The sequence below is a fragment of the Pseudoalteromonas sp. CO342X genome, from assembly GCF_004208915.1.
Taxonomy (GTDB): Bacteria; Pseudomonadota; Gammaproteobacteria; order Enterobacterales; family Alteromonadaceae; genus Pseudoalteromonas; species Pseudoalteromonas maricaloris.
In genome coordinates this window covers 1-20,306 of record NZ_SGPH01000014.1, presented here as the reverse complement: position 1 = coordinate 20,306, position 20,306 = coordinate 1, and the positions used below count along the sequence as shown (strand labels likewise).

Annotated in this window: 14 protein-coding genes and 2 tRNA genes; 3 read left to right on the top strand and 13 right to left on the bottom strand. The window is 43.1% G+C overall.

Translation table 11 applies throughout. The features are described from left to right. Window positions 1-49: 49 nt before the first annotated feature. Window positions 50-538 (top strand): malate synthase, encoded by a 489-nt coding sequence (locus tag EXT47_RS06155; RefSeq protein WP_130126123.1) that lies wholly within the window; start codon window positions 50-52, stop codon window positions 536-538. A gap of 94 nt (window positions 539-632) precedes the next feature. After that, window positions 633-2,819 carry a cation:dicarboxylase symporter family transporter gene (locus tag EXT47_RS06150; protein WP_130126122.1) on the top strand — a complete coding sequence of 729 codons (2,187 nt, stop codon included), beginning with the start codon at window positions 633-635 and terminating at the stop codon, window positions 2,817-2,819. 135 nt (window positions 2,820-2,954) lie between these two features. Here the strand turns inward: EXT47_RS06150 and recD are convergent, their stop codons facing one another. The 5 genes from recD to EXT47_RS06125 form a co-directional block, all read right to left on the bottom strand. Then, window positions 2,955-4,832: an exodeoxyribonuclease V subunit alpha gene (gene recD / locus EXT47_RS06145; protein WP_130126121.1), complete on the bottom strand. Its 1,878-nt coding sequence runs from the start codon at window positions 4,830-4,832 to the stop codon at window positions 2,955-2,957. Next, on the bottom strand, window positions 4,829-8,365 hold the full coding sequence (gene recB, locus EXT47_RS06140; protein WP_130126120.1) for an exodeoxyribonuclease V subunit beta: 3,537 nt from the start codon (window positions 8,363-8,365) through the stop codon (window positions 4,829-4,831). Before recB ends, recD begins: the two co-directional genes overlap by 4 nt. Next, entirely contained in the window at window positions 8,352-11,609 is a 3,258-nt protein-coding gene (gene recC / locus EXT47_RS06135; protein ID WP_205991253.1) for an exodeoxyribonuclease V subunit gamma, read from the bottom strand. Before recC ends, recB begins: the two co-directional genes overlap by 14 nt. Before the next feature lie 126 nt (window positions 11,610-11,735). Beyond that, window positions 11,736-12,761: a GGDEF domain-containing protein gene (locus EXT47_RS06130; RefSeq protein ID WP_130126118.1), complete on the bottom strand. Its 1,026-nt coding sequence runs from the start codon at window positions 12,759-12,761 to the stop codon at window positions 11,736-11,738. 306 nt (window positions 12,762-13,067) lie between these two features. After that, window positions 13,068-14,108, bottom strand: a complete 1,041-nt coding sequence (locus tag EXT47_RS06125; RefSeq protein ID WP_130126117.1) for an alkene reductase — start codon at window positions 14,106-14,108, stop codon at window positions 13,068-13,070. Window positions 14,109-14,265: 157 nt separating this feature from the next. On the opposite strand from EXT47_RS06125, the gene EXT47_RS06120 reads away from it, so the two are divergent. Next, on the top strand, window positions 14,266-14,844 hold the full coding sequence (locus EXT47_RS06120) for a TetR/AcrR family transcriptional regulator (RefSeq protein WP_039497317.1): 579 nt from the start codon (window positions 14,266-14,268) through the stop codon (window positions 14,842-14,844). On the opposite strand, the gene EXT47_RS06115 is transcribed toward EXT47_RS06120, so the two are convergent. The 8 genes from EXT47_RS06115 to EXT47_RS06075 all read right to left on the bottom strand — a co-directional run bounded on the left by EXT47_RS06115 (window position 14,841) and on the right by EXT47_RS06075 (window position 20,078). Then, window positions 14,841-15,656, bottom strand: coding sequence for a hypothetical protein (locus EXT47_RS06115; protein WP_039497314.1), 816 nt, complete (start codon window positions 15,654-15,656; stop codon window positions 14,841-14,843). The genes EXT47_RS06120 and EXT47_RS06115 overlap by 4 nt on opposite strands. A 135-nt stretch (window positions 15,657-15,791) precedes the next feature. Continuing rightward, entirely contained in the window at window positions 15,792-16,193 is a 402-nt protein-coding gene (locus EXT47_RS06110) for a hypothetical protein (RefSeq protein WP_130126116.1), read from the bottom strand. 198 nt (window positions 16,194-16,391) lie between these two features. After that, window positions 16,392-17,192 carry a hypothetical protein gene (locus EXT47_RS06100; protein ID WP_130126115.1) on the bottom strand — a complete coding sequence of 267 codons (801 nt, stop codon included), beginning with the start codon at window positions 17,190-17,192 and terminating at the stop codon, window positions 16,392-16,394. Window positions 17,193-17,331: 139 nt separating this feature from the next. Beyond that, window positions 17,332-18,102 carry a type VI secretion system-associated protein TagO gene (locus tag EXT47_RS06095; RefSeq protein ID WP_130126114.1) on the bottom strand — a complete coding sequence of 257 codons (771 nt, stop codon included), beginning with the start codon at window positions 18,100-18,102 and terminating at the stop codon, window positions 17,332-17,334. 33 nt (window positions 18,103-18,135) lie between these two features. Next, window positions 18,136-18,402, bottom strand: a complete 267-nt coding sequence (locus tag EXT47_RS06090; protein WP_130126113.1) for a hypothetical protein — start codon at window positions 18,400-18,402, stop codon at window positions 18,136-18,138. A gap of 243 nt (window positions 18,403-18,645) precedes the next feature. Further along, window positions 18,646-18,736 (bottom strand) — tRNA-Ser (locus tag EXT47_RS06085). A gap of 89 nt (window positions 18,737-18,825) precedes the next feature. After that, entirely contained in the window at window positions 18,826-19,869 is a 1,044-nt protein-coding gene (nadA, locus tag EXT47_RS06080; protein ID WP_026000839.1) for a quinolinate synthase NadA, read from the bottom strand. Between the two features lie 133 nt (window positions 19,870-20,002). After that, a tRNA-Lys gene (locus tag EXT47_RS06075) sits at window positions 20,003-20,078 on the bottom strand. Window positions 20,079-20,306: the final 228 nt, after the last annotated feature.

Genomic DNA, 20,306 nt, shown 5'->3' with positions numbered 1-20,306 from the left:
CCAGAATATATTTCCCAATTTATGACAACATGAACAAGTGAGGTGGATCATGGCAGCGCAATTACAACCGCATACAGAGCAACCAATTGACGATACAAAAGCGCAACAGTCAATGCTGGCAAAACAGTATCTTGATGAACAATGTCCTTTAGAGTTTGGCTCACACATGGAGGTGACAGACTATGTGGTTTACTACAATCACCTGCTTGCGTTTTTTGCCAACGGCACCCATTGCGGTTTAAAAAACTGTAGCCAATTCGTCGCGCTTTGCGGTCACCGTGAAACACCGGAGGCTATTTTGTTAAAACAGGAAGATGGCTTACATATTGAAATTACCTTCAATCGCACCGGAATGCTCGGCCAATTTGATAGCGCCCATATCGAAGATATTATCGTCGAAACACCACTGGCGTCTGTGGTTGGTAAAAAGACTAAAACCCAGCTACAAAAACTATGGATGAGCTTTTATCACGGCGTGCAACAACCGGCAGGAAAAGCCTGTTATCGTGCCAAAAATGGGGATGATTATGAACTTTGAGTAAACACTCGATAATTTGTAATCAAATCGCTCAAACATTCAGTAAGTTTTAAGCTAAGCTAATTAAAATACCGCTCTTTTTTCGACTGAGCACATGACTAAATTGCTTAATTTTCTAAAAAACATTAACTGGATGCTTTGGGCGCTCATACTTGGCATTTTTGCTGGTTTAGTTTTCGGTGAACGGTTATCATTTTTAAAACCTATTGGTACAGGTTTTGTAAACCTGATGCAAATCACCATTCTCCCTTATATTGTCGTCAGCCTTATCGTGGGTTTAGGCAAGTTTAATCCCGAACAAGTTAAAAGCATTCTTGCAAAAGCAGCGCTAGTCATGATCTCCATTTGGGTGGTAGGTCTTGCTGTGATCTGGTGCTTTATTATGACATTACCAGCGCATGATGCCGGGACCTTTTTCTCACCAGCATTGGTCGCCGCAGCTCCCGAAGTAGACTTCGTTAAACATTATATTCCCTCTAATCCTTTTGCTTCTATGGCAGAAGGTAATGTACCGGCCTTAGTCATATTTTGTATTGCGCTAGGTATGGCGCTTATTTCTAATCAAAAGAAAAACCGTTTACTCGATGTGTTAGAAGTCGTTGGTCAAGGTCTGTCGGTGATTTCCAAGAAGATCATTGCCATCTTCCCTATCGGCATTTTTGCGATGACAGCAAGCACCGCTGGCACCATGAGCGCAGAAGAACTGTCTGAATTGCAAGTGTACTGGGTTGTCGTTTTATGTGTTGGCGTGTATTTGATGTTAGTACTACTACCTATGCTTGTTGCCGCACTCACCCCTGTTAAATACCGCGACCTCATCATGGTTATGCGCAATGCTTGGATCACCGCATTTAGTACCGGAAACGTTTTCATTGTATTGCCGGTGATCACCGAGGGGATCAAAGATCATTTACGCAAAATTAAGCAAAGCGACGAAAGCTCTGATCACATCGCTGAGGTGTTAGTGCCTATCGCTTATACCTTCCCGAGCTTAGGAAAGCTTACGACCCTCATTTTTGTCTCTTTTGCAGCATGGCTTACCGGCAACCAAATCGGCATCGAACAAATTCCTAATGTGTCTTTATCAGCGATGCTAAGTTACTTTGCAAACGTACATATCGCGATTCCCTATTTGCTCGATACCTTGCGTGTCCCGGCTGATACTTATCAGTTATATTTATCGATGTCGGTACTCACCGCAAAAGTGGTTTCACCGACCACTGTGGTATATATCTTCGCATTTGTGTTTCTATGTATTTTTATCAACCGCAGACAATTACACTTAAAACGCGTACGTTCGGTTTATTATTTAACGCTACTATCTGCACTACTCCCAGCATTTATGTTGTTGAGTTTTACGGCAAATAATTATCTCGGTAAGCAAACCAAATCGGCCGATGAGGCCATAGCTAATATGGTGATCTCGGATACCGTCCCTGCTCATGTGCTTAGCTATGTCCCTAAAGCATACCAAAGTGGTGAGCTGTCTCTGACAAATATCGATGTGATTAAAAAACGTAACCTGCTGCGTGTAGGGTATCTTATCGATAATGTGCCATTTAGTTACTTTAATCAAAAAGACCAGTTAGTGGGTTTTGATGTCAGCCTCGCACATAGGCTCGCATCCGACCTTGGGGTTAAAATCGAGTTTATTCCTTTTAAAAAGCCACAACTGGCAGAGTATCTCAACAAGGGATATTTCGATATTGCAATGTCCGGCCTTGAAATTAATATTGCCGACTTACAAAGCGTGCGCTTTAGTGACAAGGTGTTGGAGCTGCAACTGGCGCTCTTGGCCAAAGATCATGATTTGAAGAAGTTTGCTGACAAGTCAGCCCTACTTACGCTTGATAAGCTGAATTTAGCCCACGTTGAGTATGCTCCGCTACTCAAACAATTGGCGCAGCAAAACCCTAAGGTAAAAGTATCCAGCATTAACAATTTGCAAAGCTATTTTAAGCACCCAGCAAAATATGACGCCTTAGTGATCAGCGCAGAGGCAGGCTTTGCATGGAGCATGTTCTACCCTGAATTTGGTGTTGTGGTGCCGGAAGGGGCGAGTTTGAAATACCCAGTTGGATTTGCTGTCGCTAAGCGTAATCAAGATTTACTGAGTTATGTAAATGCTTGGTTGACTATCCAGCATACCAATGGCCGTATTGAAAAAACTTATGATTACTGGATCTTAGGAAAAGGTAGTGTACAAAAGCAAACTCGCTGGTCGTTAATGGATGAACTGGAAATCGACCCTAACACACTTATTGATAAACTAAAGTTCTAATACCAACGGAATAAAAAACGCCGTCAGTTAACACGTTAACTGACGGCAAGTCTACTCACTGGGCGAGCTAGCTTTCAAGCTCACTTTAACCTTAGCCAAACCATAAAATAAAACAAGTTTTTAACAAAAAATTCATCAATTTGATAACCGACTTCGTAAACCACTACTGCGGCTCACACTTCGATTCATACCCTGCACTAATACTTTATATTGCGCCACCAATTCAAACTGCTGTTTAGCTCGGGTGATCCCTGTATAAATGAGCTGGCGGTTTATCCCCTGCTGCGCACGTTGAATTGGTGGTAATATCATTGCCGTGTAAGCAAACTCCGAGCCTTGCGATTTGTGGATAGTCATTACATACACTCTATCAAAGCTCGGCAATCTGGCAGGATAAAAGCGCCTAACGCTGCCCTGTTCATCAATAAATGATGCCTGTAGCTCACCCTGTTCGTCGCGTAAAATGATCCCGATATCGCCGTTAAATAGTTTCAACTGGTAATCGTTTTGGGTGATCATAATGGGCATACCAACGTAAAAGCGCCCTGTCGGTTGTACCAATCCCATTTGACTAAGCTTGAGCTCTATTCTGCGATTTAATTCGTTCACACCGTAAGGGCCTTCTCGCACGGCCGCAAGCAATTGATAACTGGCAAACTCGCTATGTATTATGGCCTCACTCTCACCATGATGAATGGCAAGCAGGTATCGCTGGTATTGCTCCGCCGCTCTGGCAATTAAGGCATTATAGGTTTCACTATTTAATTCATGATGCTGTATATCGCTATAACCTTGCCCCAGCACGCTGTCTAATTGCCGCTTATTGTTGCTATTTACGGCAAATGCTAACTGACCAATCCCGCTTCGACTGTCAAAACGGTGACTTTTTTGTAAAAACGCCAGATTGTCTTCCAACATAAAGTCAGCGCTGGTATCACCCGACTCAGGCAAGTTTTGTTTACTCAACTCAGCTAGCTTTGCTTTCAGTGCCTGACTGTAATGTGGTGCTTGCCCAAGCGTTAAGTTTTCACATAAGTCGCTGAGTACGTTACCGGTATCTACCGATGCCAGCTGATCTTTATCGCCGAGCAAAATAAGCCGTGCATGTTTTGGTAGTGCATCCACCAGCTTAGCCATAAGCGATAAGTCCACCATGGATGCTTCGTCAACAATCAGCACATCAACATGCAGCGGGTTATCTTGATTATGACGATAGTGCACGCTATTAGGAATAACGCCTAACAAGCGATGAATAGTTTGCGCCTGCTCCGGCAGTAAATCAGCAAGCGCTGGCGGCAGGTTTAACCTCGCTTTCGCACCAATAATTGACTCACTGAGCCTCGCAGCCGCTTTGCCGGTCGGCGCTACTAGCTTGATGGTCAACGGCGCACTGTTATAAAGCGACTGTAAAATAGCAAGCAGTTTTGTGACCGTCGTGGTTTTTCCTGTACCGGGACCACCCGTGATGACACAAAATCGCTTAATAATAGCAAGCGTACAAGCCACTTTTTGCCAATCAATGTCTTCTTCACTGGCTGGAAAAAACGACGCCAACAGTGCACTCAGTTTTGCTTCGTCCAGCGTAACATCGGCTTTTGCCAACATTTCAAAGTGTCCAGCAAGCCTTGCTTCATAATTTGCTAATCTCGCCAAGTAGAGCTTATTACCGTATAGCCGAAGCGGCTTATCTTCACCTATCGCAGGATGCTGTGCGAGCGCAGCAAAGGCTATACCTGTGCTTGAAAATGGCGACAACTCTACAGATCCATCCGCAACCGCGTAGCTGAGCTCAAACGGATCCTGGTAATTAATACTGTCTAACTCTAAACAACTATGCTGACGACCATGAGCGATTAATAATAGTAAAAATACATAGAAGTGATCGTCGTAGCCTTGCTGATTCAGCAACTTGGCTAACGCGATATCGGCTTTACCAACTCGTTTATGTTCAAGCAATAACGTTATAAAGCTATGATGGTCAAATGCCTCAAAGTCCATACTTAACTGGCTCATACAGACTCCTCAAATAATGCATCTAATTCTAACACCTGCTCTACGCTTAACTGATTGAAGAAAATCCCCTGATTGTCCGGTAATGCACGTAAGAACAAATAGTAGTTCCCGCCCAAATGCTGCTCAGGGTTATAGTCCACAAGGCGCTGCTTTAACAAGCGGTGAAGTGCCACGGTATAAATCATATACTGCAAATGATACTGATGAGACGACATCGCGGCATTGAGGTTATCGTAGTGATAATCTTCTGGGCTATCACCAAGGTAGTTGGACTTGTAATCGAGAACAAAAAACTGTCCTTGCCACTTGAAGATTAAATCGATAAACCCCTTCAGCATGCCTTTCACATCATCAAAGTTTAAAAACGACTTTTGTCCAGTGATATCACTGAGGATCTTGTTCAGCTTCACCGCACTGAGTGGTTTCAGTGGCAAATAAAACTCCATTTCAACAATGCAGTCGTCCGGTGGCAGCACACCAAGTTGTAAATGAGGATGTGGCGCAAATGGTGCTGCCAAACAGCTTGTTATCCAGCGCTCAGCGGTCTCTTGCCATTCGGTCGCAATACCAAACTTATCCAGAGATTTAGTGACCGCTTCGGTCAACGTATACTTATCTTCGTTTTTGGGGGAATTCGGTGCGGTAAAATCTATTAGCTCAAAGATTTCGTGCAAACAACTACCCGGCTTGGCGCCCTTAGGAAATGTATAAGAGTTTTTTTCCCGCTCTTGATGCTGCTCAGGTAAGTCCAGTAAATGGTTTTCGTCCACGGCCCCGGCTGGTTTATCACCATGATGCGTGTGATAGCTTAGCTGGCTGAAGCTTGTGGTACGCCAATGGCGTTCAATCTGACCGGTGAAGGTTTTCGCTGACAAAGTTAGAGGCTTGTCTTCAAGCGATATGTTTATCGCTTGCTGTGGCGCGGTGATTTCATCTACTCTTACGCACTCCATTGCCGCATGTGCTTTACATAACTCGCTTAGGGCACCTTGCCAAGCCTCAGCACTGTCGAAGGTTTCCATGCCAAACAAGGCAAACCCTAAAGCCGTTTTGTGCAGCGCAGACTTTTTACTGCGCCCTTGTTGAATATCGTAAAGCCCAAGCTCGCAATAATGCACCGCACGCGTCAGCGCAACGTAAAGTAAGCGAATATCCTCAGCCAGTCGTTCTTGCTCTGCTTTTTCTTTGGCGTCGTCACTGGCTTCAAGATCGACAACTAGCTTATCTCCTTGGTGATAAACTAACGTATCAGGTTCACGAAACCCAAGCGCAAATGGCATAAAGACAATCGGATACTCCAAACCTTTTGATGCGTGCATGGTCACAATTTTCACCAGATTGGCATCACTCTCTAAGCGAATTTGGCTGCTGTCACTCTGGGCGTTATTTAGCTGCGATAAAAACCAACGAAGCACACGACCCGTGCCATCAAGCTCTAATTGTTTATGCTGTAAAAGCTCAGCCAAATGGCGGAAGTCAGTAAGCCAACGCTCCACTTCCATTCCCTGCTGCTGCCAAATCACTGGCAGCTCACAAGTTATCAATAAATGTTCCAGCATCGCCATCGCACCAGAGCGATACCAAAGCTGTGTTAACTCACTAAATAACTGCAAATAACCTTGCCACAGCTGCTCATTAAACTGCAAGTCATACAGCGCTTGGTTGTTTAAATAAAATAATGGTCCCGCAAGCACGCCTCTGAGCGCCGCTTCGTCGTAACTCCCGTGCAGTACATCAAGCAGTTGATACAAGGCAATTGCGAGCGGCTGCCTAAATACACTATCTCTGGCAAGGTACACACTGGCAATATCGAGTTGATTTAAGGCTCGTTTGATCAAGCTCGCTTCTATGCGGTCGCGAACTAACACACAGATATCCGCTGGCACAACTGGGTTTTCGCCAATCTTCGCAATCCCCGACTGCCCTTGCTCGATAAGCGCTGCAACTCGACCGGCGAACACCTGACTTAGCCGGGCTTGCGCGGCGCTTTTGTTAAGCGCTTCATCCTCATTTGGTAATACACTGAAGCGCAGAGCTGACGACTTTTTAGACGCGATAGTAAATTGCGCATCCTCGGCTTTACCTTGCGCGCTCACCTCAATGAAAGGGATATCTTTGTTGTAGATAAAACTATTGGGATGGCGAGTAAATATCGTATTCACTGCGGCAACCACGTCACTATCGGAGCGATAATTGGTTGCAAGCGTATACTGCCTGTCTTGCGCAACTCCTTGCTTTGCACCGATATAAGTAAAAATATCAGCTCCGCGAAAGCCGTAAATGGCTTGTTTTGGGTCGCCTATCAAGGTTAATGCGGTACTTTCCTTTGCATAAACTCGGCTAAAGATCCCATATTGAATGGGATCGGTATCCTGAAACTCATCTATCATGGCAACCGGATATTGCTGTGCAATTTTTTCGGCTAAGCGCTCACCACTGTCGCCTAACAGCGCTTGATGCAGCTGCTTAAGTAAATCGTCGGGAGAGATCAAGCCATATTCTTCTTTGTGGGCGTGAAGTAAAGCTCTTACCTCGTTCACCGCGTGTTGCACTAACGCGATTTTAAGCCCACTCCCAACCAACTGGTGGAGCTCTGCCAAGGTATCAAAGTGACGAATAAGCTTATGCTCCAGCGGCGTTGTATTCTTTTTATATTGAGCAACATCGGTGAGGCTTTCACTGCCCCAAAGTCCAAAGGAGTGATTACTGCTACCAAACTCAAACCACCATTGCTCACTGTTGACATAATCCTCCAGCGCTTGAAGATTAGCTTTTCGCCCAGGTGCCCGATTGCCTGCCAGTCCTGCGTTTTTCAACACATTGATGTAGTCAGCTTTGACTATTTCGGCCTTTAGCCACAGTGCTAATGTTTGATATTTTTCGCGAGCTGCAAACACTGCATCTAAGGAAACAGAGGGTTTAATTTCGGCATTTTCTCTTGCTAATAAGGGTCTAACTTGCTTCGCCAGGGCATATGGCGTGGCAAATTGCTCTATCACAGCCTGTGTTTTTTCTGTATCTAGTGGATAGACAAAACGTCGCCAATGATCTGCCATAGCGGCGTCAATCAGCTCGCTCTCGTCGAGAATAAACTCGAGATTAAATGCCACCTTAGACTCAAAAGCATGTTGCTTCAGCATTCTTTGGCAAAAGCCGTGAATGGTGAATATCGCGGCCTCATCCATTGACTTAGCGGCTGCATCAAGGAGATCAAAGGCACGCTTTTTATCTTCAACTTGCGCCAAAATGGCACCTATCAATTCATCTTTACAGTTTTCACCTAGTAGCACGTCTCGAGCTTGAATAATGCGTTTTCTCACTCGGTCTTTTATCTCTTGTGTTGCCGCTTCTGTGAAAGTTACCACTAAGATCTGTTCAACGCTTAACGGCTCATGTTGCTGATCAGAAGTACGCAAGCCAAGTAAATAGCGCAAATATAAACCAGTGATGGTGTAGGTTTTCCCCGTACCTGCACTGGCTTCAATTAGGTTTTGGCCACTTAGAGGCATAGTAATGGGATTAAGCATCTCCATGGCGTACCTCCTCGGCGGCATCAAGAATAGGTGTTAACAAAGTAAGGCTAAGAGCACAAAAACACGCTTCATGAGCTGACAAATCGCTAAAGCATAATTGAACATAGGGATCTTCCCCTTCTCCTCGACCAACATATTGCGGCTTAAATTTATTTACAGCCTTTTTAATATCCTGTGTCTTGGCGTATTCCATGCTAGAACTTGGAAAAAATGCCACAGGTTCACTCAGTGCTTGCTTATAAAAAGCCAGCCACTGCTCCAAATATTGCTGTGCTTGCGGCTGTGAAATAGCGGCAAAGTGCACGCTTTGATCTAGCCCAACAATATAAGTAGTGACTTCATGCCCCATTACACAGGCCGCGCAATGATGTAAAAACCCTTTAATCAAATCTTTGGCTTTAATGCTGGCACTACGATAATACACTTGCCTGTTGTCATACACACAATCAAGCCAACCAACCAGTATATGCTCTGCAACACTAAGTTTTAGCTCTAGAGGCTCCTTTGGCTCATTAAGTAATGGGGCCAGTACGTTAACCATAGGTTCAACGCGGCTGAGCAGGCCCTCCAGCTGTAGTTTGCCAATGTTTGCTTGAGGCAGCGAGCCTCGTTGTAATATCTGTTCAAGATTTAAGGGCTGTTGTTGTAGCTGAGCATCCAACACTTCATCTAAATATTGATAGCGCTCCAAAGCATCTAATGCAAAAGGCTCTTCATCGAGTGTTAACGCTTCTATTGGTTTGAGCTTAATGCCCAGCGCTTGCTGATAAAATAACTTTTGCGGCTCGCAAATGCCGCGCAGCAAATCGCTAAACTCAATTTCTGCGTCTAAAACTGGTGCCAACGGTTTTATTTCATCAGCTTGCGCCGCTCTATGCCGCCAAAGCCAGGTACGATTGTAGCTCTGTAGTGAGCCTGCTTTAAAATGTTCAGGATTAAAAGGTTGTAATGGCAGTTGTGAAGTTAATCGGGTAACAAGCGACTGCTTTGGCATATCTTCAAAATAAAAGCTGCGATCTAGATATTCAGTCAATTCGCTGACTAGAACGGATGGCACTTGGGCTTCGTTGTTAAAACAAGAGCGGCCAATATAACTGATATACAAGTTTTCTCGAGCACTGAGTAACGCTTCTAAGAACAAGTATCTGTCGTCTAGTTTTCGTGAGCGATCGCCTTTACGTCTCGTGGAGTGTGCGACTAAATCAAAACCAATAGGCTGCACAGTACGAGGATAGTCCGCGTCATTTAGACCAAGCATACACACCACTTTAAATGGAATAGCACGCATCGGCATCAACGTACAAAAGTTTACCGCTCCGGCTAAAAAGCGCTGCCCAACCCCTTTTTCTCTGACGCCTTGCTTAACCAAATACGCTAAGATTTTTGCTGAGACTGGCGCTTGAATATCGCCATTTTCATGGTGTTTTTCGATGTTCTCTATAATCTGCTCAAGCTTAAGTAAATCCCAACTCTGTTCAGACTCTGACGAGTAAAATAGCGCCATGGCTTCACGTAGAATTGCTGCGAAGTTCGTTAAGGTCTTTTCGCTGCTGAGTTGTCGCTTTAACCAAATCAGCGCATCAACAAAGCCGATAAGCTTGTTAAGTACTGCCACCGACATACCTTCGACTTCATCAGCAGGATAAATAGATGCGAACGGCGTCTGTTCGTCGTTTGTTGCAACCCCTAAGAGCAAACGGTTGAGTCCATGCTGCCAAGTATTTAGTGGTATTTTTGGCAAGCCATATTCGCTTTTATGGCTGTCATTTAAGCCCCATTTAACACTGACCTGATCAAGCCAATAGCGAATTAAGTCAAACTCATGGCTTTCAAGGTTAAACTGTTCGGCGATCGGCAAAACGCCCAACAAATCGAGAATATCCGACACGCAAAAACGGTTATTGGGTAAGTCTGTTAGTGTCACAAAAGACGTTAAAATAGGCCGCTCTTGCTCGATTGCAAGATCGGAAATCGCATAAGGGATCCTTAGCCTATCTTCACTGCTGTCAAACACTGCTTTAATAAATGGCGAATAGGTGCCCACATCAGGCATCATGACGATAATGTCTTTAGGCGTCAGGCTTGGATTTTGTTCAAACAGATTGAGTAAATAATCATGGAGCCGTTCGACCTCACGCAGTGGCGTGTGGCAATCCTGAAAAACGATACTGGTATCATCGGCCATAATGGGTAACTTGCCCTGCTGCGAAACAAACCAATTTGGATCCGCGGTTAACGACTCTCCTTTAAATGCCAACTGGTAGATCTCATGCTGTACCTGGCCAAGCAGGCTGTCATCAAACACGTCATCAAATCCATCAATCCAACTGGCATCAAGCTGCAATAATTGCTCAAAATAGTCACGCCCGAGCTTTCCCCATGAAGAAAGGAGTGGATTGCCGATGTAATAATACTCGCCGTCTTTCGCTTCGAGTTCTGGCATCTTGGCGTATTTTGCAGCGACTTTAGCTTGAGTCTTCTCATCGACTAAATCTCCCCAGTAGTGTTCACTGGGGTTAAAAAAGAATAAAAATACATTCGCTTTTTGGCCAAGTGCTTGAAAAATATCAAGCTGACTGGTCGATATGGCTGACAGTCCAAATATACAGATCCGCTCGGGAAGCTTGCCTTCTGGTGCATTGGCCAGCCCTTGCAGCAATTTCTCGTGCATGTTGGCACGGTGATATGGACTTTGTTCAAGCACTTCAACATGGTGGACTAAACGACGCCAGAGATCTGGCTGCCAAGGGGCGATGGCTTCAACATCCACATCTATGAGCGTATCTTGGCCCTGATCCCAAAGTTCAATCCACTGGGGGCGGTACATTAAATATTGGTCAAAAACGTCGGCAATTTTTTCACACAATGCAAAGAGTTTAATTCCTGACGGGTCGTCACCTAAATAGTGCTTAAGCGCAATATATTGAGGCTTATCAATGCAGTCAGGTAACAGCGTAAATAGTTTCCAAGTCATATTGTCTTTATTAAAAGCGGATTCCTTGGGAACATCATCAATAAAATTTTGGTATAGCTTCCAAATGAAGCTAGATGGTAATGGAAAGTCGACCTGTGCACTTATTCCTAAATGTTGACTCATGCCTAGTTTGAGCCATTCAGACATACCTGGAGATTGTACTAACACCACTTCTTTTGCAAAAGGGTTAGCGAGCGGTGCTGATTTTATGAGTGTGCAGAGTTGCGCCTGCAAGATTTCCATTCGATTCGATTGGATGATGTGTAACATGTTGTCTGCCATGCAGTTTAACGCTGTGTTAAGTGTATCTGAATCTTCCTATAAGCGGTAGTTATTGAGGTTAATGCGAGTGCGCTTGAATAGAAAAGCGACAACCGTCGCTTCTTAGATAAACTGTTAGAACAAATCTATATCAGAGCTCTCTTCCGGCGCTTCAATTTTATGCTCAGACAGCAACGCTTCGTAAAAACAAAGCATATCGCGACCATTATCTTTTGCGTAATAAAGCGCTTTGTCGGCGTTTTCAAGCACAGTGATGGGGAAATCATACGGGCTAATGCGAGACATTCCAACACTGACGGTAAGCTTTTTTACGAATGGAAAGTGGGTATTTCGTACCAACTCCATAAACTCGTCCATCTTAGCTTTTATTGAGTCGTAATCCGTTGGCTCAAAGACCAGTACAAACTCTTCGCCACCGAAGCGAAACAACAAGTCTGTGGAGCGAAAAAATTGGCGCATGCGCTGCGCTAATAGCAGTAAAACCTCATCTCCGCACACATGTCCGTAGTTATCGTTTACTTTTTTAAAGTGATCGATATCCATGATTGCAAGCCATGAGGTTGCGCCTTTATGCACCGAGCGCACATCACCATGCCATACCGTTTTATGTTGTTTGATAACTTGCTTTTCAATCAGTTGTTTCAAGCGCTTTTCAAACGTTTGACGATTCAGTAGTCCGGTGAGTTTATCGCGCTCGTTTTCGTGAAGAATGGTGAGATAATTTTCAAAAATGCGGCAAAATGCATTAAGTAGTACTTGATCTGCACTCGACAACCCAGTGCTTACAACTGCGATAGCACCAACTGGCTTTTCTTGAAGGCTGATAGGCACCCAACGATGCTCAATACCATCCTTAGCTTGTACGGTGATAATGCAAGCTGATTGCAAACAAGAGATTAACTCTTTATCTGGTTCTTTAACTAGGCTTCGCTCTTCCCAGTCAAATTCCTTATCGGAGAGCTTTCTTAATAGTAAGCTTCTTTCAATTGCTATCTCTCCGGGAACGAGCAGATCCTTATAAACAGCAACTTCTTTACAGCCTATAAACTCTTGAATAGTTGACACTAAGCTGTATTCAAGAGAATCGACGTCTCTCGTTTTTGTTATTCTGATAACGGAATTTAGTAAATCTTCTTGCATGTCCGACGCACTCACAACTGCATTGCTGGCATATTATTACACACTTAGCGAACAAATAAACTCCAAAGTACTCCTTTATTCCTATCAATGTTAAAAAATAAGCTACAATCCAGTTGACTATTAATTAGCAAATGCTTGACAGTAAAATACTTAAAACACATTCAAGCTAAATGGATAAAGATGACAACTTTTATACCAAAAGTTGCCGCTTTCCCTCTGACGCTAGCTATAAGCTTATGCAATATACAAAAAAATGCCAAACTTAAGTGTCTGGCATCCCACTAAATTCATACTTATGGATTGGTTTTAGTCTAATGTTGCAAGCATAGACTCATCATACTCTTTCACGGCTTGACCGGCTTGCACCCTCTCCACATAATCAGGATTAGCAATAAACGGCCTACCAATCGCCAATAAGTCAAATTTTTGGTTTTGGATAGCCTCAGCACCTGACTCAGCTGTATAGCTCCCCACACCTACCAACGTTCCTTTATAAATGCTACGCAAGTAAGCTGAAGCACTGCCACCCAAATAATCAAACTCCATCGCATCGTCGAAGATGCCCAGATGCAGATAGGCTAAGTTGCGGCTGTTTAACGCTTTAATGAGGTAATCAAATACAGCTCTGTCTCTTTGGTCGCCATCCATATTGAAGTAAGCGCCAGGTGATAGTCTTAGGCCGACTCTGTCAGCACCGATACGCTCAGCAATGGCATCTGTTACTTGCAAAGCAAATCGGCTCATGTTTTCTGGCGTTTGACCATACTCATCGGTACGCTGATTCGCAGCGTAATGTAAAAACTGGTCAATTAAATAACCATTGGCACCGTGAATTTCAACTCCATCAAAACCAGCTTCTATTGCGTTTGCTGCCGCTTGTGCATAATCGGCAATGAGCTTTGTAATGTCTTCCTTAGTAGCTGCTTTTGGCGTTTGGTAGGTTAAATCACGCATTCTTGGAATAGAACCTTCGATACCAATAGCTGAAGGTGCTAAGACCTCTCCATCAAAGAAGTATGGATGGGCTACACGTCCAACGTGCCACAATTGTGCAAACATTTTGCCGCCTTCAGCGTGTACCGCATCCGTTACTTTCTTCCATCCTGCAATTTGTGCTTGTGTAAATAGCCCCGGCGTATTTGGGTACCCTTGAGCATCAGGGCGAATAATCGTTGCTTCACTAATGATTAATCCCGCTTTTGCTCGCTTTGCGTAGTACTTCACCATGTCATCGGTAGGCACTAAGTCGTCGTCTGCCATACAGCGCGTCAACGGCGCCATCAAGATGCGATTATTGAGTGATATGGTGTTATTTAGCTTAACATTTTCAAAAAGTACCTGTGGCATGTATGACTCTCCATATATTTGAATATACATTCAAGATAGGGATTCTTGAATTATTATTCAAGTTAAACCTTTACATTTTTTTCATTGTTATCAAAAATGGGCTGAAGTCTTGGTATAATGGTGATGTTTAAACACATTTTGTGCACTTAGGAAATCAATGAGAACAGCTGAGTTTGATAGAGAAACCGTACTGAGAAATGCCATGCAAGCATTTATGACTTATGGCTACAACAAAACCAGTATGCCCAAACTGACCGAAGTAACCGGACTCCATCCGGGTTCTATCTACTGTGCGTTCAAAAATAAAAAAGGTTTGCTATTAGCCGCCATAGATCAATATCAAGCAGACCGACGAGTGCATTATCAAAAGCTGTTCGAAAACAGCACTAGCCTTCGCTGTGCACTTGAGCGATTCTTACAAGATCTTGTCGGTGAATGTTTAGGCGACGAGTCAAAGAAAGTGTGTTTGCTCACCAAAACGCTTAATGAAATTGGCGAGCAGGATGCGGAAATTCAAGCGGCACTCAGCGCTAACTTGCACCAATTTGAATCACTGATCAGGCAACAGTTTTTGATAGCTTGGCCCGATAGTGAAGCATTAAGTGAAGAGGAAGCCACAAAGAGGGCCCGTTTCTTTATTATGTCTGTATATGGTATTCGAACTTATGCAGCGACGCAGTGCGATAGCTCACACCTAAATGCACTGGCAGATAGATTATTGGAAGTCTCAGTTTAAAGCCGAGAGCTTTGCGCTTGGCTAAACTGCTGTTTAAACGTATCGTGTAAACTCTTGTCTATGTATTCTAGATGCCAATTAATAAAGCGCTCGTCCATCGTCAAGCCCGCCAATACAGAATTAATCGCCGCTAAAAACCCGCGTGTAACGGGTGTATCCCGACAAGCGATATGCCCAGTAATAAATGGAGCAAAACCACTAACCGCAATTGGTACGGGTTTTTCTGATGCATCTTTCGCGTGGTATGCAATAACCGAGGGATATTCAAGCAGCAACTCAAAACGTTTGCTCATCAACATAGAATACATTTGCGCTTCGTTTTCGCTGCCTTCTTTCACGTAGAGCTGATCTGGCGGCGTCTGCTGTATCATGGCGTCGGCAATATCACCATATGAGCGCTCTTTTTCTACGCCCAACAACCATTTGGGATGACTCGTTAACAATGCCTCTAGGTTTTGCTCGGTTTGTGTAGACAACAATTGCACTGAGGGTGCAGCAAAAACTTGTAACCCCAAAAAGTAAGTGGTCGGCTCTGAAAATAGCAATGTTTTACTGCGCGCTTTATTCACAACTAAGTTTCTAACGCACTCCCCTTCACCTCCTGCAATATTTTTAAGCGCACGGTCAACACTGGCATCAGACTGTGTAATCTCAAACTGAGTTAATTGGCTTTGCAGATAGGAAAATACACGGCTTTCGGTTTGAACACCTTGAGAAGGGTTATTGTAAATTGTGATTGCTTGCGGCTGGGGCTGAGCGATTGAATAGCTACAACAAAATAACAAACCAATTAGTATGCCAAGTCTATTCATTGATACATCCTTTTATTTCCCGTTGAAACGTGCCACACGCCGTTTGATATATAAGGCAGAGTATACAACGAGAACAAGCCCAAGATAAATGAATCACCGGAATTGATATCTACGGATACTTTTCATACAACACTGTTACTTTCGATATTTTTCGTACAGAGAATCAATTGAGTATTCAAATAGCGCTTTTATATGATTTTTAGCCTCTGGAATTGAGACAAGCTCAAAATCGACTGAAGCAGATTTACCACCAAAGAGTCCAAAAGTAGCTGGCTTAGACACAATATCCAAAGTCAGTAATCCGCGGTTATTTTCTATTGGTGTCAATTGGTAAGACGCGCACTTACCGCCTTCATCGCCAAGTATAAAAAAGAACCCGCCACCTTCCCCAAGTGCCTCAAACAACTCCAATTCCTTGTCCCAAGGGTAATGATCAATAACATCCCAAGCCTCACGATAAGACTGTAATTCTTTTTCATAATTGATGAGCTCAGTGCCACCGTCACGATGTTGGTAATAGACTTTAACTCGCCTCATTAAACTTTCCTTATCCACTAACATCACATTTTTTGAGAATTTGCTGCCGGAGAAAAGCCTTCAGCAGCTTAGTTGACATACTCTACATTTGCGCCGCAAATACGTCATGTATTTTCTCTGGCGTTAGCTGGTTGAAATCACCGTCATGATAGTTTTCGACATATTCAACGTTGCACTAAAGTTAAACTCGAAAAAGCGTCAAATATCGAAGCGAAGTTTGTAACAATGCTGGTCTTTATATGTTTTTAAATTTACTGCTTTGAAGTAGAATTTTTCGCGTTCACTTCTCGCTGGCAAAGTTTCAAATTCAACATGTTCTTGAGCGTTAAATGAAAATGGAAGAATTAAAATCAAATTATTAAACTTTCCTTCAAGAATATATCTAGTAGTTTTATTCGTCGCCTCTTTACTTACTTCTAAAGACATTATTTGAGGTAAATTTGCGTCTGGTAGTCTCACACCATAAGCAATTTTAGCCTCGTACTTAAATGAGCTGAACCCTTCATCAGAGAGTAACCATTCAATAACATTATCGAATAAATTCAGTTCATCATCAGGGAGTAACGATAGTAAGCATTTTAAAAGAGCCTTGTAAACTTTCACTTGAGAAAACTTTGGCATTACAACATTGAAACCTTTGTCGAGTGTTTCAAGGCCAGCCTGTATTTTTATAAAATTAAAATCTCCAGAGATCTTACGACCCCCTTTAAAATGAACTTCGTTAAAGCCATTTTTCCCTCTTATTCTAGTGATAAATGATGGTGGGATGAACTTAGCTAATTCGGCTTCATACTTAGCGAACTTTCTATTACAAAAATCACATTCATTTATAGTAAAGACACTTTTGTTTCCAAGCATTTCCGGAACAGAGTGCGATCTGTTTTTGAAAGATACAGAGTGGCTTTTACAAAACCTACAAATGTTGGTATTAGTTCCTATTACTTTCTTCGGCCAATCCAAGTTATCTTTTTGTGTATGTAAAAATAAGCAGTTATTCAAGCTGGTTCCCAGAAATAGAAAGAGTTACGATATAAACACCTTGCATATATATTCTCCAATCGGAGTAATTCTCAAGCAGAAAAATATCATAAGTATAAATTGCAGGCACCCACTTCAAATGTGATTCAAATATGTAGTGTTACTTCTGAGCGACTTTTATCGAATTGTAAGTCTGAAGCATTTGTTGGTATTCCCTACTACTTTCTCCAAGTCGCAACTTAATTTCCTGCATAGCTTTTTTAAAGTCTTTCATTTGAGCACCAGAGACAACAAACGGCTCGGTAGGGGGAACATCAATCTTCCAGTTACATGTTTCTAATATAGGAGATAAAGCTGTTTTCAAACCTGTAGTATTAAATACCGCTGTAACAGGGCTTTCGTTATAAGGAGTTATTTGTGCCACGAATTGATTTGATGAAGTTATATCACGCAGTAAGCTCATAGAATTTTGCGCAAAGGATGCTTTTTTATCAGTAGATAAAGACCAATTGGAGGTTTCTGCTGATTTAGACCCAACTCGGGTTGTGACTATTGCTTCACTACCCAAATAATCATTCCAATTTATGTAAACTTCTGTTTTACCACTTTTACAACGGACATAAAAGTTTATTGGATTCCCCAAGATATTTGATCCATTAGATGCAATGAGAGAAAGAGTTATCGTCTTTGTATCATCTAAAGGGTTGATTTGGGTAAATATTCTCCAATCCCCTTCGGTGCGTTTCGTTTCCTTCACTGTACTTACAAAACCTGACTTTTGAGCCAGTTCATCGTAACAAGCTAACCTATCAAGGGATGAAGTATTGTTAGCACATTTAGAAAACTCAGTTTTATTAATTGCTGCTTGTGTATTTGCGGCATAAAGCAAAAGCAATATTTGATAAGCTGTATTAGGTTTGAAAGAAAGCATGAGTGAATTCCCTTTTAGTAATAATTGATACTGTTATGAGTAAAACAAATCATTGTAGCAATAAATAGTAACTCCCCTGTAATACGCGATTGTATCTGCGATATGTTCATGCCATACCTCGTCGGCAAGCTGCGGCGGTGTGATTGGCGTATCTGGATATTTCGACTTCAATATCAGAAATTGTCTATACAGTACTTCTGCTTGAAAACAATCAGCCTCTGTCATCCCAGCTGCGGTTTTGAGTCTATGTGTTACTCGGCTCAGATCCAAGCCCTTAAGTCGCTCACTAAGATTTGTCATCTTAATGTTCCTTTCTGCTTTCTATCTTCAGGGTATCAAATCTAAACTTAGCGCTATTTTCAAAATTGGACAACCTCTGGCAATGCTAGGTGCTAAATACTCGAGTATTCAAAACCTCTTTAAATATTAAATAGCTTCTGAATATCCAAAGTTTCATCAATTAGGTAACACACAATTTGTCTGGGAAAGTTGATAAGAGGAGAATTCAAGGCACAAAAAAACCAGCTTTAGCTGGTTTTAGGATGGCGGAGAGAGAGGGAGTCGAACCCTCGATACGCTATAAACGTATACACGAGTTCCAGTCGTGCGCCTTAAGCCACTCAGCCATCTCTCCGCACTGAATTGCGGGGCTAATACTATGAAAAGCCTCGCACTTTATCAAGCAGTTTTTTGCTTTTAGGATCTATTTGTCTATTAATCCTACTATTTCTGCAAGGATGCAGAAAAATCTAGCATGCGATTAAGCGAACGTAGTGCGCCTTCACGCAATTCCATATCAACGAAGACTTCTTTGCCTTGTGGGCTGATAAGCGCTTCTTCAATTGCCTGTAGGCCGTTCATTGCCATCCAAGGGCAATGGGCACAGCTACGACATGTAGCGCCTTCACCAGCGGTTGGTGCTTCGAAGAATTCTTTCTCAGGGCAAAGTTGCTGCATTTTATAGAAGATACCGCGATCGGTGGCAACGATAAACTTCTGATTATCCATTTCTTGCGCAGCTTTAATTAATTGACTCGTTGAGCCTACTGCATCCGCTAAGTCTACGATTTCCGCAGGAGACTCAGGGTGAACCAGTACCGCAGCGTCAGGATGTAGCTGCTTCATGTCTTTAAGGGCTTTGGTTTTAAATTCATCATGAACGATACACGCACCGTTCCACATGATCATATCGGCGCCCGTTTTCTTTTGGATATAAGAACCTAAGTGCTTATCCGGACCCCAGATGATTTTTTCGCCTTGCTCATCAAGGTGCTCAACAATCTCAAGCGCGCAAGAAGAGGTGACGATCCAATCCGCTCTGGCCTTTACCGCAGTTGAGGTATTGGCGTATACCACCACTTTTCTGTCTGGGTGTTGATCGCAAAACGCAGAAAACTCGTCGATAGGGCAACCAACGTCCAACGAGCAAGTTGCTTCGAGCGTTGGCATCACAACAGTTTTGTGCGGTGTTAATATTTTTGCCGTTTCGCCCATAAAGCGCACGCCGGCGACGATGATCATGTCTTTGTCTTCTTGCTTAGCGCCAAACCGTGCCATTTCTAATGAATCAGCAACACAGCCGCCAGTTTCTTCAGCAAGTGCTTGGATCTCAGGATCAGTATAATAATGGGCAACCAGTACCGCATTTTTTTCAACTAATAGCGCTTTGATACGCGCTTTATACTCTGCTTTTTCTTCAACGGTAAGAGGGGCAGGTTTTGGAGGGAAGATATAATCTTCCGGCATAATACGTTCAGCTAGACTCATTTCTCGACCACTAGTCCACATTGCATAATTAGGTAGAATTATACGAAAAATACAGGGGTAATCCTAGCGAATGTTTAGCTCAAAATGGCGAGTTTAAGAAAGTATTTTGAATAATATATGAAGAATATGAGGATGGTGGGTCATGATGGACTCGAACCATCGACCAATGGATTAAAAGTCCACTGCTCTACCAACTGAGCTAATGACCCGCTCAAGAATAATAAGTGCCATTGATTCGTCCTGAAGAGGTGTTCCGGCTCGTCGTCCTGACTCGCGTTCAAAAAGCTGCGAAGCGTTGCTTCGGTCTTTTTTCACCCAACTGAGCTAATGACTTGCTCAAAATTGAATTCGTGTGCTTGTAAGTGGTGGGTCATGATGGACTCGAACCATCGACCAATGGATTAAAAGTCCACTGCTCTACCAACTGAGCTAATGAC